Consider the following 26,249-nt stretch of genomic DNA (forward strand, 5'->3'; position numbering starts at 1 on the left):
TTAATTAGCGGAGAGCATGCGTCGTGTCGGGAAGCTCTGGGGCACTCTTGTCTTTGGTCGCCAGGGCTAAGTGGCGTTCGCGTGCAAACATATCTTCTTCCCACTGCTCGAGTTCGGCTTCTTTTTGGATGAGTTGATTCATGCGATCCAACAGATCTTCTTCCATTTTGAGTAAATCAGCTTCGCGCATGTCGATTTGGTTCTGTAGGCTGGCCTGCTCGATTTGCTGCTGATCGAGCTGCCGCTTGAGTTTCTCTAAGGTCGTGCGGTCTGCCGTGACTATTTCGACTGTTTTGAGAGCTTGGTCGAGTTTGAGATGTAAGCGCTTTTTTTCCTTACGTAATTCGGAAATCAGACTTTCAAGTTGTTCAATCTGGCCGGCTGCGCGTGAAAGGAATCGCGGCCCTTTATTGAGCGTTCCTTTTTGAGTGCTCACGTAAGCGCTGGGTTCCAGATCATCGATTTTGAGCCCAAAGGTGGCAGTTAAATCGGGGTACTCTAAATTCGGTCCTACTGTGAGTAGATTTCGTCGTTTCCGATCCGGTGACTCCAGTAATACTACATAGTCTACATCGCGATCCGTAAATAGGGCTTCGACAGCTTTTCGCTTAGAGCGATCCACGCTCTTGAGCAGAGTTTCCCTGCTAATTTCTCTAATTGTATGATCTGTGCTCATTCGCTCTGCTTTCCATTCTAGCTAAAAGACTACTGCAGTAGGATAAGAGTTTGATAACATCAACCTTCGACGTGCTGCTACTGATTATTTAACGTATTTGACACTTAGTATCCGATATATGAATACGGTATGAGGTGTGAAGAAGGTTACGATTTTATCCGTTAGATGTCGAACGGGTGAAGTTTTTATTCACTCACTTATGTTCGCTCGACACCTTGATTTCCTTGAATCAGCAACTTGATGGCTAGGGAATATTAGATGAGTAATCCGAATAAAAAAAGTGTGTTGATGGATCTGTCTGATGCAGGTGGGTCAAATGAAAATCAGCGAACAATATCCGTTGTTTGGCTGTGCTTGGGCGCGTTGTTACTTTTTGCAGCTGGTTTGTATGCCTTTTTATCTATTTCAGGTCAGGGCGAGATTACGGAGACTTCTTTGGAGCAGTCGAAGGGGGCGCAGTCTGTTGAGCCTGCTGTCTCTCTGGCATCAGAGGTCGTTGCAGCCCCACTGAGTGTTGAGACTGCAGTGGCGGAAGCTCAGGCAGAGTCGTCCGATTTGTCGGAGTCCCTCGAGTCGAAAAGTGTAAACGATGCCTCTGAGATGGTTCCTTTGATGCAAGTTGGCCAAGCCCAGGGGCGGCATGTCGCAGAAGTGGATACTGCAACACATTTGAGTGAGATCGAAGCGATCACAGAGCAAATTGCCGCGGAACTCGCGAGCACTACTAGCGATCATGCCATCGAGGCGCTTGCTTTTCAGTTGGAAGAAGCGCGTGCTTTGAATTCGGATCAGTCATCGATTCTTATGTTGGAGACGGCGTATGCTCAGGCTTTGTCAAAGCAAGGGATCGAGAGCATTCGCCGTGATTTTGCGCGGCTTGATAAGCTTGCTCAAGAGCATGCTATGCAGAATTACGCGACTCTAGAGTGGCGGCAATACTTGGAACAAGTAGAACATGCTGAAGGCCTTGCGACTGAGGCAGGGCCCTACGCGATGCTTAAAGCATATCGGCAGGCCTATGAATTGGGAAAGCAATTTGAGCAGGTGAGCTTAAAGAATCTATCAGCTCTGGCTCAGCGTGCGATGAGCCAGTCGGAGCCTGCCCGCGCGGTGGAACTGTATCAGAAATTACGCTTACTGGATTCCGATAACGCCGAGGCGCTTTCGTATTTACACCAGCATGCTTATGCGGCAGGTGAGCGGGTGCATGTTGCCCCATTTGGAATTAGAATGCGAATGGTGCCGGCGGGGAACTATACGATCGGAACGCCTGAGTTGGAGTTTCAGCGTGATGCGGATGAGTACTTGCATTCGGTTACACTGACTCGCGCTTATTATATTGCCGAGACCGAACTGACTCAGGGGCAGTGGATGGCAGTCATGGGGGAGTTGCCACAACAAATGCGCAATGATGCTTCAGCTAGAGGTGATACGCTTCCTGTGCATTCAGTTACATGGACTGAAGCCGTCAATTTTTGTGAGCAGCTATCCGCGCATTCGGATTCGATGCAATATCGGCTTCCGAGCGAGGCGGAGTGGGAAATTGCCTGTCGTGCGAATCAACAAGCTGCCTACAATACTGGATCGAATCAATTGAGCTTACAGCAGGCGAATGTGTTTGATCCCCAGTCGCCTCGTAATCATGATCAAGCGCTCCCTGTCGCTAGTTATCAGCCGAATGATTGGGGCTTGTATGACATGCATGGCAATGTCTGGGAATGGTGTCATGATTGGCTCGCTGATTACTCCCAACTAGGTCCTGTCGATCCGATGAACGTTGAAGGTGGGAATGCGGCCGATGAAAATCTGCGCACCAAAGTCCTGCGCGGTGGTTCCTACTATGATGAGGCCCCACTCAGTCGTTCCGGGAACCGTTGGAGTTATGCGCCGAGTGTAGCCACCCAATACATCGGCTTCCGTATCGCATCTACGGCTCAGTTTTAATTTTTCAATTACTTACGTAAACTTGCTATGAAACATACCTACACAAGTCTGGGCTCCGCCTTTTTGCTGGCGATTGCACTTTTATCCGGCTGCCAAGAAGGCAATCGAAAGCAGGCGGCCACTCCGCTGGGCCAATCAGCTACAAGCCGCCAATCGGTCGCAGTCACTGCAAGTCCCGCGGTGATGACGCCGCAGCCGGTGCCTGCGATCCATGCAGTGAGCGCTCCATACCCTGCCTATTCGGTGCAGGTGCCATTGCAGGGGTATTTGAGGAGTATTGGCTCGGATACAATGGATGAACTGTTGGCGGAGTGGGAGGCAGAGTTAGGTCGATTTCAAACCGGGCTTCGTTTTCGACATGAGGGGAAGGGGTCTTCGACCGCGATCCCTGCTCTGTTGGAGCAGCGTTCCGACATCGGCCCGATGAGCCGTGTGATGAAGGGCGATGAGAGCGCACGCTTTGAGCAAGCTTTTGGTTACAAAGCAACACAGTTAGCAGTCGCAGTGGATACGCTGGCTGTGTATGTCCACCCAGATAATCCAATACTAGAGACGGGGCTATCGCTGGAGCAAATCGCGGCTATATTTAGCGAATCAGACTCTCCGATTCAGCGTTGGGGGCAACTTGGTTTAACAGGACCGTGGAGCAATGCGCCGATCCGACTCCATGGTCGCAATCCAGCCTCCGGTACCCACGCCTTCTTTAAGTCACATGCACTGAACGGACGCACCTTTCGCGAGAGTTTAACAGAGCATGCGGGGAGTGCCGAGGTGGTGCGCCATGTGGGGATGGATCCTTATAGTATCGGGTATTCCGGGATTGCATATAAAACGGCAAACGTGGCGACGCTTCCCCTGCAGGCAGCGGATGGCAATTTTGTAAACGCCAATAAGCGCAATGCGGCTCGCGGTATTTATCCCCTGACACGTAGTTTATATGTGATTCTCAATATCAATCCTGAGCAAGGGCCTACCGATCTACAGAAAGAGTTCCTACGCTTCGTTTACAGTCGTGAAGGGCAGCAGATTGTAGAGCAAGTTGGCTATTTTCCCATTGATCCAGCCATTGCGCAGCAAGTATTGCAGCAGTATTAGTTTAGCTGGGCCCATGCATTCATGGGCACTGAAATGAGTCGTTCATTGCAATTCTCAATTGCAATGCTGGTAGTGAGACTCAGTATCATGCTTGACCTGTTTGAGGCGAGCTCGCATTTTGCGGGCGGATTATTCAAACGCAGGCCGTTTTTCGAGGAGCTCCCTCGAGGATCGCGATGCTGGAACCACTCACTTTATTATGAAACGACTAACACTTGCGCTGATGAGCGCATATATATCCGTAGCCAGTGCCTCGCCGGAGGCGCTCGACGACGTGCGTACGACGATCGGCGAGTGGGCCACTGCTGAGAAGGCGATCTCGCGCGAATCTCTGCAATGGCAGGAGGAACGAGTGTTACTGGAAGATCTTTTAACTGTCGCGGACAAGCGGGTGGCCAAATTGGAAGCCATCATTGAAGAGCACGAAGGCTTTGTTTCGACTGCAGATGCCAAGCGTCTGGAGCTCTTGGACCAAAGTGAGCGAGTCGCCGCGGATGTGCAGCAGATCGAAAGTTTTCTGGTTAAAATGGAGCGCGGGCTGCGCGAGTTGAAGCCGCGCTTGCCGGAGCCCTTGCAGGAAGAGTTGGAGCCGGTTTATCAGCGCCTTCCTCTGCAGGCGGACGAAACGACTCTCGGTTTGGGCGAGCGCATGCAGTCTGTGGTGAACCTGCTGGGCAAGATTCGTGAATTTGACGCCAAGATTTCCTTAAGCGAAAGCATCCGCGCGCTGCCGGGCAGTGAGGTGGAAGTTTCCTTCCGCACGCTGTGGATTGGCCTGGGGCAGGCTTACTACCTGGCGCCAAACGATGCGGGCTATGGCAAATTAGGAACGGCGGGCTGGGAGTGGCACTCGCAGCCGGAATTGGCCGCCAAGATTCAGGAGTGCATCGCACTGGTGGAAGGCCGCAGCACCGAGCCGAAGTTAATTGAGCTGCCAGTTGCACTGAAAGAAGGGGCTGTGAAATGAATGGGTCTATCAACACTTTTAAACGCGGGCTAAAGCACCGCGCTACTTTTCCGGTCGTTGCGCTCGCACTCTTACTCGGCTCTTTGAGCGCGTCCGCGCAAACGCTGGAACAAATCACCCAGGCGCGCGAAGCGAAGCTCGAGGCCTCTTTGCAAGAGTTGCACGCTTTACGCGAATCGATCCAAGCTGAGCGCTTGCCGTTGACGCGTGACTTGAATGCGACCCATGCCAAAGCGGATGAACTGGAGGACGAAGTCGCACGTGTGCGTCGCCTCAAGGACAGTCAAAGTGTGGAGCTGGAGACCCTGCGTGAGCGGGTGACCGGGCGTCAGCGCGAAGTCGACTATGTGACACGCACCTTGATGCCTCGCTATTTGGCCAACTACGAGGCCGCGCTCTCGGTAGGCGAGCTGGAGACGGTGGGCGAAAGCATCCGTGAGTATAATTTATATCTTGAAAATGCCGATGCCAGTGAGGCGGACAAGCTGGCCGCTGGTTTGACGCTGATGGCGGATTCGCTGCAGCAGTTGGAGTCACTGCTGGGCGGGCAAATCTATGCTGGCAATGCGCTCACGCCAGAGGGCACCTTGCTCGCTGGGGATTTCGTGCAGGTGGGCCCCTTGCTCTACTTTGGAGCCAGTGATCAATCCACCGCCGGCTTCGCACTCGCCTCACGCTCCGAGCGTGCAGATTTGCACCCTCTGGAGGACGAGGCGGCCGGAGAGATCTTTACCGTGCTGTCCTCCGGCTCTGGCCAGCTGCCGGTCGATCCCACCTTGGGCGACGCGCTCGCAGTCGAGCAAGCCAAGGACAGCATTCCGGAGCACCTGGTCAAGGGCGGTGTCTGGGTCTATCCAATCCTCGCCTTCGCCCTTGTGGCCACGGTCGTGTCGATTTTCAAGGCACTGCAAGTCTTCTCGGTGCGTCATCCGCAGCCACTGGTCATCCACGATATTATCAAGCACTTACGCGCAGGCGAGAAGCCTGCCGCCCTAGAGCTTGCGAAGGCGCAGCCACAGCCCACACGTGAAATGCTGGTCATGGCCGTCGAACATGCCGACGAATCGACCGAGATGGTCGAGGAGGTGATGTATGAGGCCATGCTCACCACACAGCCGAAGCTGGAGCGCTTTCTCAATGTGATCGCAGTCACCGCCGCGGCGGCACCCTTGCTGGGGCTGCTGGGCACAGTGACGGGGATTATTAAAACCTTCCGCCTGATGACCGTCTTCGGTGCGGGCGATCCTAAGCCCCTGATTTCCGGTATCTCGGAAGCGCTGATCACCACCGAGCTCGGTCTGATTCTCGCGATCCCTGCCTTGGTGATGCATGCAATGCTCTCGCGCAAGGTGGCTGGTATCATGGCACGCCTGGAGAAGACGGCTGTGACTTTCGTCAATGGCCTCTCCCGCAGCAAGCCTGAGTAAGATTGTTCGCCATGTTTGGAATACTCGCAGTTCTCGAATCGAATGCACCGGAGAAAATTCCGGTGGATTTGCTCGATTACGCCCTCGGCATTTGGTCCAGCGGGGGCTGGCTGATGCTGCCGCTACTGCTCTTGACCATTTTTATCTATGCCACCGCGTTGAATCTATTTTGCCGGGTGCACTTTCACTTTCTGCTCAAAGGGCGTATTCATAACTTGGATGCGAGCACCCTTGCCCGCTCACAGGAAGAGTCGGTGGTCTTAGCGCGCAAGCTGGTTAACTACGGGGCGCTGAGTGCTGAGGAGGTGCGGCGTCATTTTGAAGCTGTGCGCAACGAGTATCTACCCTTCGTGGATCGCCGGATACGTTTTCTAGGCATCATTATCACAGCCGGTCCGCTACTGGGCCTGCTCGGCACGGTGACAGGTATGCTGTCGACCTTTGACGGTATGCTGGTGGTCGCGGGCAACCGCTTCGATAGCATTGTGACAGGTATTTCAGAGGCATTAATCACCACCCAGACCGGTCTCATTATCTCGATCCCCGCCATCGTCATCCTTTCGCTGATTGTGCAGCGCCGCAATGCCCTGGTGCTCGCGATCGCCCGCCTGGAGCGCTATAATACACGGCTGGCCCTGCGCGCCGACTGTCCCGTGCCGGCGCAACTCGAACGCTTTAAGGCCGCCATCGGAAAATCAAAAAGTAAATCATGAAACGTCGCCGCTTACTCTATGCTTCTGAAACGAAGAGTGAAGAGATCAATGTCTCTCCACTGATCGATATCGTTTTCATTTTGCTGATTTTCTTCATTGTGACGACCGTCTTCGTGGAAGAGACCGGCGTGGAGGTCAGCCGTCCGCAGGCCGCCTCGGCCAGCATGTTGGAAAAAAACTCAATCCTCATCGCCATCACATCCGAGGGCAACGTCGTATATGGCGGCCGCGAGATCGGGCTCAGTGGCGTGCGTGGCACGGTGCAGCGATTACTGAAAAGCGATGAGATGCCCGTGATCGTGCAAGTGGACAAGGCCGTCTCGATCGAGCTCTACACCAAGGTACACGATGCCGCGCTGCTAGCCGGTGCCAAGCGTATCAGCATGGCCACGACGCACTAAGACTGGAGCGCTGAAAACTGAATTTATAATGTCACAAGAATTTCCCAGGCAAAATTGGAAGTGGGCGCCCTATCTCGCGATCGGGGGCGCCTGTCTCTTGGCGGTGCTACTGTTCTTGTTGATCCCTCTCACGCAAATGTTGAATTCGCCCAAGCCACCACATCTGATGGTGCGCGAGATGCAGTTGAGCGCCCTGCCGCCGCCTCCAGCGACACCTCCACTACCCGAAGAAACACCTCCGCCCGAGCCACAACAGGTGGTGCAGGATATGCCGAGTGAGCCCACGCCGATTGATTTGCCTCTGTTGGATGTGGACTTGAGCCCCGGTAATGCCGATGCCATCGCAATGGGCGCGCCGATGCCCAGCTTGCAGATGCAGACCGATACCATTGCTGACATTCAAAAGATGTTTAGTTTCGACGACCTGCCCGAAGTGCCGCGCCTCGTCAATACACCCAACTTCCGTTTTCCTCCCAATTTGGCGCGTAGAGGTGTGGACAAGGGCAAGGTGATCGTCGAGATCGACATCCTACCCAACGGCTCCGCCAAGTTGCGGCGCATTGTGTCCTCTTCTCATGTCGAGCTGGAGGAGGTTGCCAGAAAGATCATCGCCCGTGCCCGCTTTACTAAACCGATGGTCGGTGGCGTGCCGCAAACCGTGCGCGGCTTGTTCCCACTTGTGCTGCAAAATTAAGAATCAATCCTTATGAAACGCTTCTCTACATTATATCTTGTATCTTCGCTACTCACTCTGTCCTTGAGTCATGCGGCCGTCCCTTTTCAGCTGACCGATTCCAGCCCCGGCAGCGTCGAGTTTCGTGAGCGCTTTTTAGGCAATTACGGCATGCTCTCCGAGCTCGAGCCTAGCGTGAGCGTTCAGGACAAGCCGCTGTTTGTGCGGGTGGAGCCCTTTCTACGCAATAACCCCCAGCAGGCGATTCAAGTGCTGGAGTCGGCCTTGAATAATGAGTCGAGCCCCGCCTTTCGCTTTCTGTTGGGCAGCTTGTATTACCAGACCAGCCGCTATGGACAGGCCGAGCAAAATTTGCGCATGGCAGTTAAAGCCTTTCCTGATTTTCGCCGTGCCTATCGCACGCTCGGCTTGATCTATGTGCAGAACAACCGCTACCCCGAAGCCATCACCGCATGGCTGAAGGTCATCTCACTGGGCGGGGGCGATGCGCAGAGCTATGGTTTGTTAGGCTATGCCTATCTGACCGAAGGCAAATATCAGAGCGCGCTCAGTGCCTATCAAATGGCGCGCATGTTTAAGCCCGACAGCGTCGACTTCCGTCGTGGCGAAGCCCAATCGCTGCTTGAGACCGGGCAATATCGCCAGGCCGCCGCGCTCTTCGAAGAGTTGATCGCCGAGCAACCCACCGTGCCCGACACATGGTTACTGCAGGCCAATACCTTCTTACAATTAGAGCGCTACGACGAGGCGATTGCGAATCTCGAAGTCGTGCACAGCATGGGCGCCGGCTCCCGCGACAGTCGCTTTCTGCTCGGTAACTTGTATCTACGCGAGGAGAACTATCGGCCCGCGCTGCAGGCCTATCAGGCCGGCTTGGCTCAGCCCGGCGAGCTCAATGTCACCTCCGCGCTCAAGCCACTTGATTATTTGATTGGTCGCGGCCTCATCGCCGAGTCACGGGTCTATTTGCAAGATTTGCAACAACGCTTGCCCGCGACACTCACGCCGGAGCAACAAGATCAGCTCGCCCTCGCCGAGGCGCAAATCGAGCGTCGCAGTGATGACTCCGCCGCAGCCATGGCCGTCTTAAAGCCATTGGTGGAACGCAACCCCTTACAAGGCGAGGCCTTATTGTTGATTGCCGAGCTCGAACTCGAAGCCGAGCATTACGAAGAAGCCGTATTTTATTTGCAGCGTGCCCAATCCTTGCCCGAGCACAAGGTCGATGCCTTAGTCGCCCTCGGCCGCCTCGAAGTGGCCCGCGACGACTTTGCCGCGGCGCTCAAGCATCTGCGCGCCGCGCAGGAAATAGAAGCCCGCACAGGCGTCGCCCGCTACATCCGCTCGATCGAGCAAGCGTTGTAAGGCATCGTGGACTTAGGTCTTTTTCTCGAATTGCTAGGCTCTGGTTCTGTGGCATTGCCGCGATCGCTGGCTTCGGCAGTGTTTGTGTGGTTGCCCGGTATCTGTCGCATACATCGAATGGGTGTGCTCGGCATGTTGATAACTTAATATGGTGAAATTCCTGGGTATAATCGCCTTCAAACAGACTGCGTAATCCCGCTTAGCGGAATGATCAGTCTGGCTGCGGTTCCGCACGGCCGCTGTCAGTCCCGCCCCGGGGGAATGAGCGTAGCGAGTCTGAAAAGCTGGGGGACTTAGTGCCCTGGCTACTCGATTTCGAGTTTTAGTTAAATGCTATAGGAGTAGTAGTAAAGTCTCTGATTGATTGTGTCATGGGCGATCCAGAAGAATTCTCCAGCAAATATCTTCATCCCTTTTGAGGAGGTCGGCCACCAATTGCCGTTAGTGGAGTCTTTGTCCCAGTATTCTGGAGGATCAGGAACTCGCGTCATCTTATTCTCAAATTCCCTGTTTTTGACAATAGTAGGGATTATCTTTTCGATATCCTCGTTTTTAGCGCTAAATGCGATCCAGCAGGTATAGTCCATGCCTGCGTAGTAGTAATACTCGAAATCATGTGCATCAGAAGGAAGCTTAATGCCCTTCGACTCTATTTTCTCTCTAGCTTGGCTTGAAGATTCATAATCCTGAGTTATAGCCCAAAAGCTTTCACTGATATTTTTTATTGTAAGAGCACCTACTCCGAGCATTAGGCCGAGGACTAACCCGATGGTGAATATTGCGAAGGCTTTCATTTTATTTCTCGAACATTAACAGTGTAGCGCGGAGTGAGATACGAACGTAGTTGTCCACTACTTATTGTTATCGTCCTTGATTAGTTCTAGAAGGATTTGGCACGCTTGTGCTAATGCTTTCAAAGTAATGAATATGATGCCTGAGGCGACTATAATTCCTATTGAGTAATAGACTTTCTCACTGTTCCCAATTCTTTGATTTGTTAAAGAAAGGATCGGAAATATGATACCAATAGCGATGCTAAGCGCAGCCATTAAATTTAATATTGCTTTAAGCAAATGTAGGTAGGTGAAGCGATGTCCTGATAAAATTTCTTTGATTAGCTGATCCAGTATACCTTCGGTTTGATTTTTCATTCCTCTGAGAACTTAAAGTGTTATTAGTGTATTTTTATCGAGGTGTAACGCTTTTATTGCTGGGTGAAGTTGGAAACCTTTTTGTCGCTAGGTCTATTAATTGCAATGCTTTGCTGGCTATTTTGTATTTTAAAATTGTAGAATCTTCACTTGCTGCGGCCTGCCTCGCTGATAGCGACGCAGCAAGTGAAGAGCGCGTTTGAGAAGTGGCTCGGCAGCTAGATTCTATGCGGCGTGCCACAAGTGGCAGCCCTAGGTTATACATGCATCGCACTTGCTGATATTCTCGGTGATGTTGCTTCATTTGATTAAACTTATTGACATCGGGTCTCAGTATCAATTATTCACCTGCGCTTCTTTTAACCGTTAAATATAATGAAAATAACTAACAAACTAACCATTGGCGCCTTCGCGGCTCTATTCCTTGCAGCAGCGGTCCCCGCCTCTGCTGAAGAGACAGAGTTGGCCCAAAATAATAATTCTGCAGAGTTATTGCAATTGGATGCCGTGTATATCTATGGCGACGAGCGTGAGAGCAGTGTTGACACGATCACAGGTGAGGAACTTGAGCGATCCACTGCCACGAGTCTCAACGAGATTTTTAAATCGAACCCTCAGGTGTCCGTCGGCGGCGGTGGGCTACCAGTGGCACAGAAGGTTTATGTTCGGGGTATCAACGATTCGTTGCTCAATGTTTCGATTGATGGTGCAACACAAGCGGGTGAAGTGTATCACCACCAGAGCCGAGTGTTCATCGATCCGATGTTGTTGAAGGTCGTGCAAGTGGAAGCTGGCGCGGGCGCAGCGACGAATGGCCCCGGTGCTTTGGGGGGGGCGATTCGTTATGAGACCAAGGACCCTTCGGATCTATTGAGAGAAGGCCAAGATTTTGGATTCCTTTGGAAAAATAGTTATTATTCTAACACGGATGGCTGGAAAAGCACATTGTCGGTATATGGTAATGCGACTAGCCAACTGGATTATCTGGTCACGGCCAGCATGCAGAAGCTGGATGATTTCGAAGACGGCGATGGGGACAAAGTAGACTACTCCAGCTCCGATCAACTGTTGGGTTACTTGAAATTTGGTTTCCAACACAACGATGTGCATCGCTCCGAGCTGAGCTATGAGCGCAGTGAAGAAAGTGGCAATAGATACAATCGACCCAATATGTTGGCAGGTTTCGGTCACCCAGTGCAGCCTAATAGCTTACATGAGCAGACCACGGTGAGAGACACGGTGACTTTCAATCACACCTTTAACCCTGACAGCGAATGGGTGGATGGTAAGTTCACGCTTTATTATACTTCGAATGACTTCGAGCGTGATGTGCCTGTTACTGAGCCTACTTATGGAAATGCAGGTATTGAATCCATCGGATTTGATTTTAGAAATACGTCGATCATGGGGGCTCACAGTGTAACTTATGGTATTGATGCCAGACATGATGAAGCCTACGCGAATCAGATTAATGCAGGCTTTTTGGGCATACAGCCAGATGGAGATGAAAACGCGCTTGTTTACGGCGTCTATCTCCAGGATAACTGGGACGTCAACGAGCACCTGTTGCTGACCGCTGGGGCTCGTTTAGATCGCTACGAGCACGAGGATGTGGACGGCGATGAAACAGAGGACACCGCCTTCAGCCCAAATGTAGGTTTCAAGTATTTCGTAAGCGAGGAGCTGACATTGTATGCAAACGCATCTCGGGTGGAGCGTGGTTTGGGCGTCTCTGAGGCTTATTTCTCTTCTTGGGCTGACACGGGTGATCAGGTTGAAAAAGAGGTCGCGACTAACTATGAATTGGGCTTTAATTATGAAGCCAATAATTTCTCCTTTGGGGTCGAAGTTTTTGACCAGAAAATTGAAGATGTCGTCAATTATAGTGATGGTGACACGCTGGGCGATATTAAGACCCAAGGTTATTCAGCTCATTTTGGCTACAGCTTTAATCAATGGTATGCACAAATCTCGGTCAGCGAAGCTGATCCCGAGCTTGATGGTGAGACAGTTATTTACAGCTCCTATGCCAGTGCATCGGGTCGCACTTGGGTGTTTGAGTTGGATTATGCCTTCGAGAATGCGGATGCTAGCCTTGGCTGGAGAACTCGTTTAGTCGAAGGAATGGGTACGATTGGTGGTTATGAATTCGATACTTACGCCACCAGTGATATTTTCGGTGAGTGGAGCCCCACGGAGCACGTGAGCGTCACCCTTTCGATCAACAACCTGTTTGACCGAGACTATAAGGATCACCTGACCTTGTATAATAGCTCGCCCACAACTCAAGACGACATCGGACGTGATATCCGTCTCTCTGTCGCCTACAAGTTCTAAGCGGTATAGTCTATAACTGAAATTAAACAAGCGACCATCTCTCTGTCCGCGAAGCGAAGCAGAGGGTGGTCGCTTTTTTGTGTAAGAGCATCAGCGGTTCTATGCTCTGTGAGCATAGGCATTGATGGCGAATGGCTGCTCTAGATTGTTCGTTTAGCTGCTGGCTGCACGCATCGTCTCCAGGGCCTCGAAGAAATTGGGGAAGGTTTTTCCGCAGCAGGCGGGATCGTTGATCGCCAGCCAGGGCTGGCCGTCTTCGAGTAGGTCGAAACTGCCGAGGATGCCGAAACTCATCGCGAAGCGGTGGTCCTCGTAGGTGTCTATGGTCAGCAGTTTGCCCTCGTTGCGGGCCTTGAGTGCGCGGGCGCGTAGTTCGTTGGGCTTAATCGATACGGTGAGGGCCACGGGCTCTTCTTTGACGAGTTGCCCCAGCTTGGAGAGCTCCGCAGCCATGCCGGCGATGCGGTCGGTCTCTTGTAGGCGGGTGTGCCCGATGCCGCAGATGCGCACGGAGCCGCCGAGTAGGGGAGCGATCGCCGCGTAGGTCAGAAAGGTGTCGGAGATGGTGTTGAAGTCGATCTCGCGGTGGCCGCGCTGGATGTCGCGCGGATCGGCGCAGGCGACGGTCCATTCGTTGTTCTCGGCATCCACGCGCAAGCCGTGATGACTGAGTACGTCCACGATATTAAATTAAGGAACAGGTTTTGAGATGTATTGCTATAGTATTATATTGTAATGGTTTATGTTATTTGGGTGGAGGGCTTTGTCTCGTCGGTATCGTTTGTTGCCTCGATTTGCTGGTTTCGCTATTTTACCTTGCCTTTGGTTGCTGCGCGCCAGTCATCTGTTCGAAAGGGTGTGACGGGTAAACCATTTCTGTCCTGTAGATTGGCTACTGGATTTCCTGCCCATGCATAGCGCACGGCAACTGGCTCTGTTACTTGATCACTGCATACTTCAACTTGATTTTTGCTTACTATTTTTGCCTGAGCCCATACAAATTGCTGGTCGGATCCGGCAATGCTGAAGCCTTTAACTTCCTCGGTATCAAAGGCTCGTAGCCCGCCACTGCTTACATGCTCAAAAGTGAGTGTGACTGTTTGGTCTTTCACTTGCATCGAAGTGTAACGTGGACTGTCACTTGCCATCTCGAAGCCATAGTTCTTGGCCAAAGCGTGGCGTACCAAACGGTCGGCCACAGTCTGTTTGTCGCGTGGATGAACGTCGCGTCCTTCGCCTGAATCTATGATGACTGCTTCGCCGGTGTTGGGCAGCGATAGTGTCATTGTTTGTGACTCGCGTAGTTCTGCCCAAGCTGAATTTTGAGGTGTCGCTACCTCTGGATGTCGATTGGCCAGTTGTACCCAATAGAAGGAAAAATCGCCTTGTTGCCATAGCTCACGCCAAGTGGAAATCAGTAGTGGGAAAAGTTCACGATAGGCGTATGCACGTCTGACATTTGATTCTCCTTGATACCAGATCACGCCACGGATGCCAAAACTAAGTAAGGGGTGCACCATGCCGTTGTAGAGATTGGATGGGCGTTGCTGGTCGACGCGTGGGTCTTTCGGCCAGTGCTGTTTTGGATGCGGCTTTCCCGCAGCGACCCATTCCCGGTATTCCTTTATTTTTTGTGCATGAAGCTCATCACTATAGTTCGCGCAACGTTCGTCCCACATTTCAATGTATTCGTTGTATTTATTGGCGTCTTCGAGCACATCTCGAGGCATCCATGCTTCAGCAGCTGAGCCTCCCCAAGCGTTATCGATCAAGCCGATTGGGACGTCTAAGGCATTTTGTAAGCGCTTGCCAAAGAGGTAGCCGACTGCGGAAAAGTCTGCCGCGGTCTCGGAGCTTGAGAGTTGCCATTCGCCCCTTATGTCATCTTGCGGTATGGTTGTCCCATTTCTTTCAATGGTCAGTAAGCGGATCTGCGGATTGTTCGCAGTCGCGATTTCAACGTCAGCGTGGTTGATATCATTCAATGGCCACTGCATGTTGGATTGCCCGGAACAAAGCCAAACTTCGCCCACTAGCACATCTTGAAAGTTTAATTCATTGGTCCCGGATACGCTTAATGTATAGGGGCCGCCAGCTTCGAGTGGGGCAAGTTCGACTCGCCAATTTCCATTTGTGTCAGCAACGGTGACATGTGATTGCTCTTCGATTTGAACAGTGACAGTTTCGCCTGCATCGGCAGTTCCCCAGACTGGATTGGCTTGCTCGCGTTGCAGGACCATGTGGTTCCCAAAGATGCGAGGTAGTTTCACGTCAGCTTGCGCGGTATAGCAAAGACTGAGGGTTGATAGTAAACATACTGTGGCGCGTAGGTTGAGCACTTGCATAAGCTTATTGGGGCGTGTTTGTGGATTTATCAGGGTGATTCAGTTCACCGACGGATAAGAGTGAATCGGAGGATGGCGTGTTATTGGCTGTGAGTGGTTTGTGTGAGAACTTGATAATATTTACGAATTTCAGGTGTACCTTCACTTTCTCCGTGAATGAAGACCCAAGCACGCCGTCTTTTCGGAGGGGCCCAGCGAGATTGATAAATCATTGTCCATCCATTGTTTTGCTGGTTTGCTGCCATTTGTACATCAACATTTTGAGTGTTGGAAGTTGCTAACGGTACAATTAGGCTATTGCCGGGTGCTATTTGAAATTTGTGTTCACCCACACGTATGGCCAAGCGCTTTTTTGTTAAGTTATAGAAGTTGAATGCATTACTCGTGAAATCAGCTTCAGCAGCGGGGAGCGCAAGTATTCTATAGGAATGGACTGAATCGATCGATGAGCGCGTTGGGAAGAAGATTAGCAGTAACTCTTGATGGTTTGCGACTGTTGTGGACGCGACTGTTGGGTAGATGTGCTTACCTTCTTCGTCGATCTCTTGTGTATGAAAACTCAAGTTCGGTGGGCCCTTGTAAGTGAACTCGGATCCGGGCGCGCCATTGGGAATTAAAATTGGAGTGGGAGCGCCATTATTAAAATAGAGCAGTTCCTTGATACTACCTTGCCATGAAAGTGTGCTAAAGGTCATCGTTACATCCTCTTCTGCGTCTTGTGCGACTATTTGTATTGATGAAATGACTACAGCGAAAAGCAGAAGGAGTGGCCGTTTTATCTTATGCATGTGTTGGGAAGTTATTGATCAGAGTATACGGATTGTTGCCATAAATAGGCTTATATTTCATTTTGATTGAGCCAGCGTAAGGATACTATTCGGAACTTGCGTCCGAATGGACTGGTCGGGTTCTGTAGTTCACTGTATGTGGCGTCGGCACCATTCGAGACAGGATCCGGTAGGCGTTGGACGATGGCCTCACACCAAGCAGATGCCGCTGCTTCGCCTGTGACGGGGTGAGTGCTGTTGCCATAAGCGCGAATCTTGAATGTATCCGATCGCACTGTCATTAGTGATCCTAGTGCCTGCAAGAGATCGCTTTGTAGGATCCAACCTGGCATGCCGGTTCCTGGTTTATCAGAGCTATTGTAAACGTCTTCAGCGAAGTCGGGGATGATCAGTTCGTCCGTTTCATTGTAGCCGATTAAGCCCGGGTCCAGAGTGTTATTGATGCTGCTATCGAGTGCCGCTTGAATCGCGCCTCTGCGTTGGTGTGCCGCTTGCGTGGCACTTGGGCGGCGGTTAATGAAATCCGCAAGTGATGAAAAGGGGCCGCGGTCTTTAACTTCGCTGACTATGGCTGTTGCTAAATCTGTGAGCTCGGAATCAGTTAGCTGGCGATATGCGTTCCAGAAATTGCTGCCATTTTCAGGGGTTACGAATCCCTGATCGTAGGAGTATGGAGAGCGAAAGGATATGGGCTGAGATTCGCTTACTGTTGAGGTCGACAATCCTGAAGATACATTGTAAATTGGCAGTTCCAGGTTAGAGTTGCTGGAGAGGAATGCCTTCCATGCGTCGATAGACGTCGAGTTGACGTTAAAGCTTCCCGCTGTCATTTGGAAGGCGGCGGCAATGGCTGCGGTCGCTTCGTCATTATCGTCTGTGAGCAGATCAGCGAGTTCTTGATTGGATAGCTTGTAATTTTCAGGTTGGTATGGAATGAGGCGAGGGTTGGGCATGCTTTGCGCATTGTTTTCGATTTCATCAAAGAGATCTGCTGCGTCGGCGCTATTCTGTGGGATCGTGGAGAAGTAGTAACTGTCCCAGACCGCTTGATTGATTGCATAGGACCAATCATAGACGTAGTGTGTGCGCGTGTATTCCGGGTAACTACTGTGTGTTGACGCAACGGGTATTTTTGAATTGGCGTAGCTATTGCCGAAGATATAGGTAGGTTGATGAGCGTATCGACCGAGAGCTGCATGCTGGAATGCACCGATTGAAGTGATGGGCTCGCGGGGTACGTGGAAGAGAACGACATGACTGGCAGGAGTGGCAGTACTATCGCTTAGAGCAGAGTTGCGTGTGTTGCCCCAAAAGCTGGTATACCGATCCAGATCTGCGATCTGAGGCTCCAGGTTGTCGCCGGCCTTATATTCAAACACAGTCCAGCCGGGAATTGTTCTAAAACCTTTCGAATTGCGGAAACCTGCCTGCTTGCCGGATTGCATTAGAGCGCGTGGGTTCGCATCGACAATCTGGCGGTGTTTATCCTCAGTATCATTGGTTGTGCGCAGGCCAAAAGCCACGGCAGCGATATCTGTGGGGTAGCCGACCAGTGCGCTTAGGTCAAATGAACTGGATTGCTCCTTAGGACGCATGGAGTCCGTGTACTCTTGATAATATCCATCGATGATCTGAGCCGTGATATTGGTGTTGCTGCCTGGACCTGTTCTTAAGTATAAAATTCTGTTTATTGAATTTGCACTTTCGCCAGAGTTGTTAACTACGTCGTAGTCGATGCTGACCTCAATTTGAGGGGGCGCTTCGTTCTCTGGAATTTCAACGGTGAGGCGATCGAGTTCATCGGTGGTAAAACCAAAGCGACTGCTTTTTTCATCTTCTCCAACACTGCGACTTGTGTATTGGGAGTATCTGGATGCGGTATTTCCATCCATTGTCGCAATCGGGATGAAGGGGGCGTTCTCATCGTCGCTGACTGTGCCCAGGCTGGAACTGGTTGCATCGATTAAATTAATGTAATAGGCGCCGTCTTCGCTCCAGTCAGCTTTCATTTGAGCAAAGTCGCTGCTACTCGTCCAATTTTGCATTTTATGGGACTGATCGAGTGCGTAGTAGCGGGTTTCACCTGCTTGCAAATCAGTATCGGTACTTATACGCCACCGGAAAAAAGATCCATACTGGTCATTTTCAGGTAGGATCTCCTGAATGTTGAATGACACAGACTCGACCGTACCTGATGCATAGGTTGAAGTTATGGTGATCTTGGGCGCGAATTCCCAATTTAAATTATAATCAGTTGGGCTTATGGCAATGTCATATGGATTGTAGAGTGCAATCAGAGGTTTTAAATGGAGAACGGGCTTGTAGACAGTCCTAGAAATGCTCGGATCACTTGGATCGGTGAGAGTATCCTCATCGTAACTTACGGCTATGGATAAGCGCATTAGGGAGACAATTGGATGGATGGCTTGATTGTATTGATACGGCTCTTTGGAGTTTTGGTAGGTTTCCTGACTGCTTGAATAGGTTGTTGGTAGAGGTGTGATGACTGAAATCGCGCCATTATTGACCTCACGGTATAGTCGATAGTAAGAGGCTAGAATGCCCCAATTGGGGGCCCCATAGGGGAAGTCGTAGCTATCCTCGGCATCATGAAATGTATAAGGTTCGGGCCAGTTTCCTACTGGAGATTCGGTGGGCCCAACTCCAAAGTAGCGCGTGAAAGCCGTATCGCTTTCCAGTAGATGGCTGAGGTCTTTTTTCAATCCACCGTTTTGAACGTCGACTTGTAGGCCCAGCCCATACGTGGACAGGTCGTGATAATATTGTTTGGCCACGGCTGAATCGATGTCGGCCATGCTAAGGTCATTTAAGTCAAAAATTCGACACAAGCGTGTGTCATTTGCTTGAATGCTAGCGAAGCCAGAGCTAATCAGCGGAAAACCTGTGTAGCGCGGCGCCATCAAATCTGGGTCTGAGTTGCTGGTGTTATTAGACTCAGACAGGCTGATGCGGGCTTTGGTGCCGAGTTCATCGCTCCAGAAAGCATAATATCCTGAGTCATTAATTTCGACTTTTCCTGCAGCAACGTAATCAGCCATTTCATTTGCTGTGACACTTTCTTTATTAACGATCGCGACCCAGTCATCTTCTTGCGCCCAGTCAATATCGTCGATGGCTGGTAGATTCAGGGTATTGTCGATCTGATCCGGCAAAGATACTAACCAGCCTAGAAAATCATTGTCGTTTGCGCCGCCCTTGCTACCTGACTGCCACACCCCAGTCCAATGGTGTTTGCCGTCGACCGTATCATCTTCAATTTTCGCAGGCGCGGTGATTCTCTGATCCGGCCCGGCTAGCTTTTGGAGATTACCAAGTGCAATTTGTAAGCCTAAGAGCGCATTTTGTTCAGCTTCAGTTTTTTTGAGAGTGAAGTTACTGCTCCTTGTTTCTACCTGTGCGAGTGTAATTAGACTGATGATTAATAGTAGAAGGAAAGCCATAAAGCTGAGCGCGAGCACTAGGGCAAATCCATTCTTGTCATTGCGATAGCACCGACACAGGCATTCATCTCTTGTAGTATTCTGAGGCATTTGAGGGGTATTCGTATAGGTTTTTAGTATAATTATTGAACTATAGATTGAACATCAAATGGATATGCGTTCAAACAGTTGCGCATGGAGCGTCGTGTTACATTAAAGACAATTGCCGAGTGTGTCGGCGTGCATGTTTCCACTGTTTCTTTGGCCTTGCGCGATCACCATCGTATTTCAGTTGAAATGCGTAAGAAGATTCAAGACTTGGCTGTAGAAATGGGGTATCGGCCCGACCCATCCATGCGGGCATTGTGTGCGTATCGTCATGCCGTTCAGCCTCGGGAAGTTCAAAGTGGTTTAGCGTATTTAACAAATTTCGATTCATCGGTGCCTTATCAGAGGTTGGTGCGTGATAACGCCCGCCGCAGAGCCGAAGAGTTGGGCTACAATTTGATTGAGTATAATTTGTTGAAACAGGATATCAGTCTAGAACGCTTAAAATCTATTTGGTGGAGTCAAGGGCTTCGTGGGATTATTGTGGGCCCCTTCCGTAATCAGACCAAGCTGGAGTTGACCCTCGATCAGTGGCCCGTGGTGGCGGTTGGACATTCTGTGCAAGAGCCTAATTTCAACCGTGTCACTACACATCATTTGCAGAATATGCTCACGCATTTGGAGGAATTACACTCGCGTGGCTATCGCCGCGTAGGCCTATGTCTTCCCACTAACTTGGATGAGAGGACCGGCGGGCAAATTCACGCGGCATATTTGCTGGATTCCAAGATGGCAGGTTTGGAGAGTCCCCCGCCAGTCTTTTCTAAGTGGCCAGCTTTGGATGGGATCGCGGAGTGGATTCAGCAACATCGTATTGAGGCAGTCATCGGGCATGTAGACCATTATAAAGCTCTGCTCGCGCTAGGCTTCGTAATACCAAAGCAGATTGGCTTTTCAGTTCTAACCATCAGTCGAGACCAGCAGGAGTGGGCGGATTTGGCAGGCTTCGATGAAATGACTGAAGAACTGAGTGCCAACATGGTTGATTTCCTGGTTTCATTGATTCACGAACAAGCGAAGGGAGTGTTGAATCCGCAGAGGTTTTTTCTTGTTTCAGGCAACTTTCGGGATGGGACCAGTCTACGTCCTAAGTGTTAGGCATCATTAGAGAATTATGCGCGATTTGAATGGGGTGCGCAACTGTTTGACTTTAAAATGATTTGTGAAGCTAAAATCAATTTTTACCTTAGTCGTTCTAGTAAGCTATATTAAAAAATAACCCCCTGAAATATTACATATGACCTCAAAAATGAAAACAGTATACTCCCGTGCTTTGTTGTTAAGTTTACCGCTATTGTTTAGCTCTGTTCAGGCAGACGTTCTGCTCTCGGAAGACTTTGATAGCGGTGAGCGAAACACTCAAGATCTGCCTGATACATCTGCCTGGTATAGCAGTGCCTCTGGCGGGTTGAATGATTCCAGTGGCGATTTGGTTTCTACAGCGAATCGCTTCGCGTTAACTTATTTTACTGATTCCGGGACGGTGGATCTCGCTGTAGGCGACTCTCTGACTGTTAATTTTAGCTTTTCGGTGTCGGGGCCGACCGCAAATTACACAAATTTACGTGTAGGGCTTATGGATTCGGGAGGTTCGCGTATCACTGGCGATTTGAGCAGTCTAAGTGATGCCGCCTTTGAGGATTATTCAGGGTACGCCGCCTTCATGAATGTAAATCAGTCATCCGGGTTTAAGTTGAACGAACGTCTTGATGGTTACCAACAATTGATTCATTCTGGGAGTGCTTATTCATCGTTAACTGCATCGTCTTTGGGAACCGGGGGAACTTATGATGAGGAAACTACATACAATGGTGTCTTTTCAGTGACCCGTACATCAACTGGCGTCGATCTTTACTTTAGTATTGATAATTTTGAGGGGTATTCGGCTACAGTATCCGATAATGTAGGGGCCACTATTTCATTTGATACTTTTGTTTTCTACGGCGCTGACACCGCTGTCAGCGGATATTCACTGAGCAGTGTCGAAGTTAATTACTCGGCGGTTCCTGAGTTTTCCTCGTCTAGTGTGGTGCTTGGGCTTGCCGCTGGCTTGGCCGCTTTGGTCAGTCGCCGCCGCAGGTAATTATTGTAAGCAACTTCAATGGTGTCGTAGGGGAGATGCTTCGCGCTCGCTGCCTGAGTCTCCTGTAGTGCCTTTATGTACTTAAGCGTTATAATTTTAATGTTAAAGAGACTTTCATACTTTAGCAGCTGTTTCATGGCTGTAATCTCGATGAATGCAGCGGGTGGTGATGGCACTGTCGTTTCCTTGGCTGCTAGCGAAACAGGAGTGGCTGTATGTTGTGAGGTTGATTCGTCGGCACATGCTCCAGCGTTTACGAAGCTGGCTGCCGATGCGACCTATGGTTGTCGTCGGCCGCATGGCTACGGCTTATACGATGAGGTTTCCAATAAGACATTTGTCTGCTGGAACGGGCCCGGGATGAGTGTGATGGGGCGCTCTTATGATCATGCGAGTCAGACATGGTCGCCCGCGCGTGAGCTTTGTCATCAGGAATACTATGCGACCTGGGATTATCATAACTATCCCAACATGGCACTGGCACCGGATGGGCATCTCATTATTACTTGGGCGGATCATGGTGCGGATCTTCGGGTGATACGTTCTCCACAACCCAACTCAATGGAAGGTGATTGGAGCTATCGAGTCGCAGGAGAAGATCGGAATTGTTATCCGATGATTATGACGGTGGGCGAACGGATATATGTATTTTACAGTCAAACCGTCGACCTGAAGTGGCCTTATCGTTCATTTGGCTATGTCTATTCAGATGACAGTGGTTTAACATGGTCGGATCATATTCCAACCATTGACTCGCAGCAGCTGGATCCAAACAGAATTGATGAAGTATATGGGTACCACTTCAGCGTAGAGCCAGCAAAGGGGGATGAGCCGGATAAAATTCACTTTGTATGGATCATGCGAGGTGGCCCGAATGGTCATAATCAAGGCTCACGTAATGTTTATTTTGCTTCGTTTATCCCGGATTCAGGCACTTGGCGCTCTTTGGACCAGACGGATTTAGGCACTTTGATCGACCTAGAGGAAATGTTGGCCTATTGTATCGTGCTGGATACAGGCCCCATCTATGAGGAGAAGCTGGTCACCCGCGCCCTTTGCTCCTGGTATAGCGATGGCAGTCCAATCGTGATTTATAATAAACGCGAAGAATGCTGGATCGCGGTTTGGAATCAGGATTCCGGACTTTGGGAGCACGAATACTATCAAGATACCTTAGCCAAGGATCTAGAGCGTATGGATGACGGGAGCCATCGTTTGTTGACCATATCGCCATCCTCAAGTGTGCCACATCTGCTCAGCATTTATCAGCAGGGCCAAAAAGGGGCGGATTGGACTCAACAATTTCAGCAAGCAATCCCTTACGAAGATGGTGCAGACCGTACTTGGTCGATGGCATTTTTAGATCATTCATTGCCCGAAGTAGATATCCTATTAAGCCAACTTAAAAAAGGCGAGGAGCAGCGTGACTACTCTGGCCGTTGGCCAGTCTGGACAGTTGATACGAGTGGGGCTGAATGAATTGATTTATGAAATGATACTATCTACTTAAACCATGTGTAATTACCACTTCCAATCTAAATGGGCTCGAGCGACTGGTCCTCTCAATTGCTTGCTTGCTGCCTATTTGTTTATAGTCGTGCAGTCTTTAAGTGCTATGTCTTATGCAAAAAATGATTCGCAGCCACTTCAATCGGTAGAGCCAGTTGTGGTCGGCTATGGTGTGGATGCATTTACCATCGGGGAATTGCTATACGAAACTGATTTTAAAAATTCTCAGGAATGGGAAGTGCAGATACAAGCGAGTGACTCGCCGATGGAGCCGCGGGTTGTTTTTGATCAGGGGATGCTCGACATCTATATGCCAGTGCGGGGAAGCACCGTCTGGCTAAAGCATAAGTTTGAGGGGCCGATCGCAATAGTCTATCAAGTCAGATGCCCCGAAGACACGCTATCCTTTCCGGAGGTTCAGGCGCGCGATATCAATAACTTCTGGCATGCCAGCGATCCCGAAGTCGCGGATGGTCTTTTCGATGCGTCTCGTTATGATGGAGCCTTTCGCAGTTATCATAAGTTACATGGATATTATGCCAGCACTGGTGGTGGGGGCGCGACAGGGAATCAAACCACACGCTTTCGGCGTTATCCACGGCAAGATGTTAAGGGGAATGATGTTCAGCATATTGCGCTAAACGATCGTGATGGGCAGGCAGATTATTTGATTTCACCCGGCAAATGGCACACGGTGCAACTTGTTGCGGCAGAAGGCATCGTGCAGTATTTGATGGACGGTCGAGTTTTCTACGAAATGAAGCCGGGAGATCTGGTTTCGTTGGAGCGGGGCACAGATCCAGTCATCGAGAAAGCCTATACGCTGGATCAATTTCCTGCGCATACAGCAGGGTATTTTGGATTTCGCTTAGTCCGCTCTCATCATCAATATACCGATTTTAAGGTCTATCGACTGAATGCTAAGTAGCACCTATGCTTTTGCTGTGCGAATGGCTGTCAGCGCCTCGAAGAAATCGGGGAAGGTTTTACCGCAGCAGGCGGGATCGTTGATCGCCAGCCAGGGCTGGCCGTCTTCGAGTAGGTCGAAACTGCCGAGGATGCCGAAACTCATCGCGAAGCGGTGGTCCTCGTAGGTGTCTATGGTCAGCAGTTTGCCCTCGTTGCGGGCCTTGAGTGCGCGGGCGCGTAGTTCGTTGGGCTTGATCGATACGGTGAGGGCCTCGGGCTCTTCTTTGACGAGTTGCCCCAGCTTGGAGAGCTCCGCAGCCATGCCGGCGATGCGGTCGGTCTCTTGTAGGCGGGTGTGCCCGATGCCGCAGATGCGCACGGAGCCGCCGAGTAGGGGAGCGATCGCCGCGTAGGTCAGAAAGGTGTCGGAGATGGTGTTGAAGTCGATCTCGCGGTGGCCACGCTGGATGTCGCGCGGATCGGCGCAGGCGACGGTCCATTCGTTGTTCTCGGCATCCACGCGTAAGCCGTGATGACTGAGCACGTCTACGAAGTGGGCATCGCCTTGCAGCGGATCGTTGCCGACTTTGGGGATTTTGAGTGTGCCGCCTTGGATTAGAGTGAGTGCCAGAAAGTAGCTGGCTGCGGAGAGATCGGGCTCGATGGCGTAGCTGCCGGGGCTGTTGTATTGAGTAGGCTCCAGGGTGTAGCTGCCGGCATCGTCGGCTTCGAGAGCTTGGGCGCCGAAGGCTTCACGCAGTTTGAGTGTGATCGCGACATAGAAGGGGCGCACGTTGGGGCAGCTGAGCGTGGTGGGGGCGCTGCCAGCGGGGGCGGAGAGGAGCAGTGCGGATAGGATTTGACTGCTGCTGCTGGCGTCGACCTCGACCGAGCCACCGCGATAGCCCTTGGCTTTGAGGGTGAAAGGGAAATGGCCCGCTTCACCGTGAAATTCAAATTCTGCAGCGTCGAGCGCGACCAGTGCGTCGAGCAGGCCCGCCATGGGGCGCTCGCGCATGGCGGGGTCGCCGTCGAGCTTGTAGCTGCCGCCTTCGGCGAGTGCGAGAAAGGCAGTGAGAAAGCGTGCCGCCGTGCCAGCATTGCCAATGTGGAGCTCCGCTTCTTTGACGGGGATGGAGCCGCCTTCGCCGCGTACGGTAATGGTGTGGGCCGCTTCGTCGGCGCTGACTTGGAAGCCGAGTGTCTCCAGCGCGGCTAGCATGATACGGGTATCGCGGCTGAAGAGTGCGCCTTCGAGGCGGGTGGTGCCGTTTGCCAGTGCGGCGAGGATCAGTGCACGGTTGGTGATGCTCTTGGACCCGGGTAATTCGATACGGGCATCGAGTGCTTGGGTGAGAGGCTGGATAGGTAAAGGATCGGACATTAAAAGAAGAGATCAGAGAGTGGTGAAGGTTGCGTGGTATCGGGGTCTTTAGAGACTGTCGCGGAATTTTTTTCCACGCTCAAGCTGGGCGATGAGAGCGGACGAGTTTTGATCGAGTAGGTTAGTCTTGAGGGCGTGAAGTTCGTTTTCGAAGCCATCGATGGCGCGTAAGACTTCCTCGCGGTTTTGCTCTAGGATTTGTTTCCAGAGAATGGGATCGCCAGCGGCGACACGGGTGCTGTCGCGTAGGCCGCCTCCGCTCAGTGGTTTCCAGTCGGGATTTTTGCTGGCCAAATAGCTGCAGAGACTGGATGCCAGCAGGTGGGGCAGGTGGCTGACGTGAGCTACGATTTCGTCGTGTTGTTCGGGGCTGCAAGTCGTGACCTGCATACCGATCGCTTGCCAAAGCTGGTGTAGGCGTGCGATATCTGTATCTGCAGCGTCATCCAGCGGAGTGACGATGCAGGCCGCCCCGTTAAAAAGGTCGGCGCGGGCGTGTGCCATGCCCGTGCGTTCGGAGCCAGCCATGGGGTGGGAACCGATGAAGTTGACGCCGGTGCCGCGTGCTTCGCGGCAGATGATACTTTTGGTGCTGCCCACATCGGTGACGAGTGTGTGGGTGGCTAAGGACGGCGCGACTTGTTCCAGCAAGGGGACGATCGTTTCGACGGGGGTGCAGATGACGACTAGTTCGCTGCCTGTGCAGGCGTCCTTTGGCTGGTCGAAGACGGCGTCGCACCACTCTGACTCAAGTGCTTGAGCGCGTGTTTCTGCGCGGCGCGACCATGCATGCACACGCTGGCAAAGGCCGCCCTCTTTGAGTGCGAGCGCCAGCGATGCGCCTAGTAGGCCCGGTCCAAGTATGGTGATTTGTTGAAACATGGGTGAAGATGACAAAAATTGGTGTGGACGA

At 51.4% G+C, this 26,249-nt stretch carries 22 protein-coding genes; 13 read left to right on the forward strand and 9 right to left on the reverse strand.

Annotated elements, in window-relative coordinates; genetic code table 11:
* Positions 1–4: 4 nt before the first annotated feature.
* Positions 5–676, reverse strand: coding sequence for a hypothetical protein (locus SH580_RS11950; protein WP_319831093.1), 672 nt, complete (start codon positions 674–676; stop codon positions 5–7).
* 258 nt (positions 677–934) lie between these two features.
* Here SH580_RS11950 and SH580_RS11955 point away from each other — a divergent pair, with 258 nt between their 5' ends.
* From SH580_RS11955 to SH580_RS11990, 8 genes are all read left to right on the forward strand, one after another.
* On the forward strand, positions 935–2,620 hold the full coding sequence (locus SH580_RS11955; RefSeq protein WP_319831094.1) for an SUMF1/EgtB/PvdO family nonheme iron enzyme: 1,686 nt from the start codon (positions 935–937) through the stop codon (positions 2,618–2,620).
* A gap of 27 nt (positions 2,621–2,647) precedes the next feature.
* Positions 2,648–3,715, forward strand: a complete 1,068-nt coding sequence (locus SH580_RS11960) for a PstS family phosphate ABC transporter substrate-binding protein (protein ID WP_319831095.1) — start codon at positions 2,648–2,650, stop codon at positions 3,713–3,715.
* 199 nt (positions 3,716–3,914) lie between these two features.
* Positions 3,915–4,682: a DUF3450 family protein gene (locus tag SH580_RS11965; protein ID WP_308984818.1), complete on the forward strand. Its 768-nt coding sequence runs from the start codon at positions 3,915–3,917 to the stop codon at positions 4,680–4,682.
* The gene (locus SH580_RS11970; RefSeq protein WP_319831096.1) at positions 4,679–6,109 is read left to right on the forward strand and encodes a MotA/TolQ/ExbB proton channel family protein; all 1,431 of its coding nucleotides are present in this window, start codon (positions 4,679–4,681) and stop codon (positions 6,107–6,109) included. Before SH580_RS11965 ends, SH580_RS11970 begins: the two co-directional genes overlap by 4 nt.
* Before the next feature lie 11 nt (positions 6,110–6,120).
* Entirely contained in the window at positions 6,121–6,822 is a 702-nt protein-coding gene (locus SH580_RS11975) for a MotA/TolQ/ExbB proton channel family protein (RefSeq protein WP_308949321.1), read from the forward strand.
* On the forward strand, positions 6,819–7,223 hold the full coding sequence (locus SH580_RS11980; protein WP_308949320.1) for an ExbD/TolR family protein: 405 nt from the start codon (positions 6,819–6,821) through the stop codon (positions 7,221–7,223). Before SH580_RS11975 ends, SH580_RS11980 begins: the two co-directional genes overlap by 4 nt.
* 28 nt (positions 7,224–7,251) lie before the next feature.
* Positions 7,252–7,917 carry an energy transducer TonB gene (locus SH580_RS11985; protein WP_319831097.1) on the forward strand — a complete coding sequence of 222 codons (666 nt, stop codon included), beginning with the start codon at positions 7,252–7,254 and terminating at the stop codon, positions 7,915–7,917.
* A 12-nt stretch (positions 7,918–7,929) separates the two neighbouring features.
* Positions 7,930–9,282, forward strand: a complete 1,353-nt coding sequence (locus SH580_RS11990; RefSeq protein ID WP_319831098.1) for a tetratricopeptide repeat protein — start codon at positions 7,930–7,932, stop codon at positions 9,280–9,282.
* 326 nt (positions 9,283–9,608) lie between these two features.
* On the opposite strand, the gene SH580_RS11995 is transcribed toward SH580_RS11990, so the two are convergent.
* Together SH580_RS11995 and SH580_RS12000 are read right to left on the reverse strand one after the other, a co-directional pair.
* Entirely contained in the window at positions 9,609–10,076 is a 468-nt protein-coding gene (locus tag SH580_RS11995) for a hypothetical protein (protein WP_319831099.1), read from the reverse strand.
* 57 nt (positions 10,077–10,133) lie between these two features.
* Positions 10,134–10,433 carry a hypothetical protein gene (locus SH580_RS12000; RefSeq protein ID WP_319831100.1) on the reverse strand — a complete coding sequence of 100 codons (300 nt, stop codon included), beginning with the start codon at positions 10,431–10,433 and terminating at the stop codon, positions 10,134–10,136.
* 375 nt (positions 10,434–10,808) lie between these two features.
* Here SH580_RS12000 and SH580_RS12005 point away from each other — a divergent pair, with 375 nt between their 5' ends.
* Positions 10,809–12,770, forward strand: a complete 1,962-nt coding sequence (locus tag SH580_RS12005) for a TonB-dependent receptor domain-containing protein (RefSeq protein ID WP_319831101.1) — start codon at positions 10,809–10,811, stop codon at positions 12,768–12,770.
* 153 nt (positions 12,771–12,923) lie between these two features.
* Here the strand turns inward: SH580_RS12005 and SH580_RS12010 are convergent, their stop codons facing one another.
* The 4 genes from SH580_RS12010 to SH580_RS12025 all read right to left on the reverse strand — a co-directional run bounded on the left by SH580_RS12010 (position 12,924) and on the right by SH580_RS12025 (position 19,454).
* A complete protein-coding gene (locus tag SH580_RS12010; RefSeq protein ID WP_319831102.1) occupies positions 12,924–13,451 on the reverse strand; it encodes a carboxyvinyltransferase in 528 nt (175 codons plus the stop codon).
* Positions 13,452–13,576: 125 nt separating this feature from the next.
* Positions 13,577–15,115, reverse strand: coding sequence for a sialate O-acetylesterase (locus tag SH580_RS12015; RefSeq protein WP_319831103.1), 1,539 nt, complete (start codon positions 15,113–15,115; stop codon positions 13,577–13,579).
* Between the two features lie 80 nt (positions 15,116–15,195).
* Entirely contained in the window at positions 15,196–15,903 is a 708-nt protein-coding gene (locus SH580_RS12020) for a hypothetical protein (protein WP_319831104.1), read from the reverse strand.
* Positions 15,904–15,953: 50 nt separating this feature from the next.
* Positions 15,954–19,454 (reverse strand): hypothetical protein, encoded by a 3,501-nt coding sequence (locus tag SH580_RS12025; RefSeq protein ID WP_319831105.1) that lies wholly within the window; start codon positions 19,452–19,454, stop codon positions 15,954–15,956.
* Between the two features lie 84 nt (positions 19,455–19,538).
* Here SH580_RS12025 and SH580_RS12030 point away from each other — a divergent pair, with 84 nt between their 5' ends.
* The 4 genes from SH580_RS12030 to SH580_RS12045 all read left to right on the forward strand — a co-directional run bounded on the left by SH580_RS12030 (position 19,539) and on the right by SH580_RS12045 (position 23,971).
* Complete coding sequence (locus SH580_RS12030; protein ID WP_319831106.1) at positions 19,539–20,549, forward strand: LacI family DNA-binding transcriptional regulator; 1,011 nt, start codon at positions 19,539–19,541, stop codon at positions 20,547–20,549.
* A gap of 151 nt (positions 20,550–20,700) precedes the next feature.
* The gene (locus SH580_RS12035) at positions 20,701–21,534 is read left to right on the forward strand and encodes a hypothetical protein (RefSeq protein ID WP_319831107.1); all 834 of its coding nucleotides are present in this window, start codon (positions 20,701–20,703) and stop codon (positions 21,532–21,534) included.
* Positions 21,535–21,669: 135 nt separating this feature from the next.
* Entirely contained in the window at positions 21,670–23,013 is a 1,344-nt protein-coding gene (locus SH580_RS12040; protein ID WP_319831108.1) for a BNR-4 repeat-containing protein, read from the forward strand.
* Between the two features lie 136 nt (positions 23,014–23,149).
* Positions 23,150–23,971 carry a DUF6250 domain-containing protein gene (locus SH580_RS12045; protein WP_319831109.1) on the forward strand — a complete coding sequence of 274 codons (822 nt, stop codon included), beginning with the start codon at positions 23,150–23,152 and terminating at the stop codon, positions 23,969–23,971.
* Positions 23,972–23,974: 3 nt separating this feature from the next.
* On the opposite strand, the gene aroA is transcribed toward SH580_RS12045, so the two are convergent.
* Together aroA and SH580_RS12055 are read right to left on the reverse strand one after the other, a co-directional pair.
* A complete protein-coding gene (gene aroA / locus SH580_RS12050; RefSeq protein ID WP_319831110.1) occupies positions 23,975–25,336 on the reverse strand; it encodes a 3-phosphoshikimate 1-carboxyvinyltransferase in 1,362 nt (453 codons plus the stop codon).
* Between the two features lie 48 nt (positions 25,337–25,384).
* Positions 25,385–26,218: a prephenate dehydrogenase gene (locus SH580_RS12055; protein WP_319831111.1), complete on the reverse strand. Its 834-nt coding sequence runs from the start codon at positions 26,216–26,218 to the stop codon at positions 25,385–25,387.
* Positions 26,219–26,249: the final 31 nt, after the last annotated feature.

The organism is Coraliomargarita algicola (assembly GCF_033878955.1).
GTDB lineage: Bacteria > Verrucomicrobiota > Verrucomicrobiia > Opitutales > Coraliomargaritaceae > Thalassobacterium > Thalassobacterium algicola.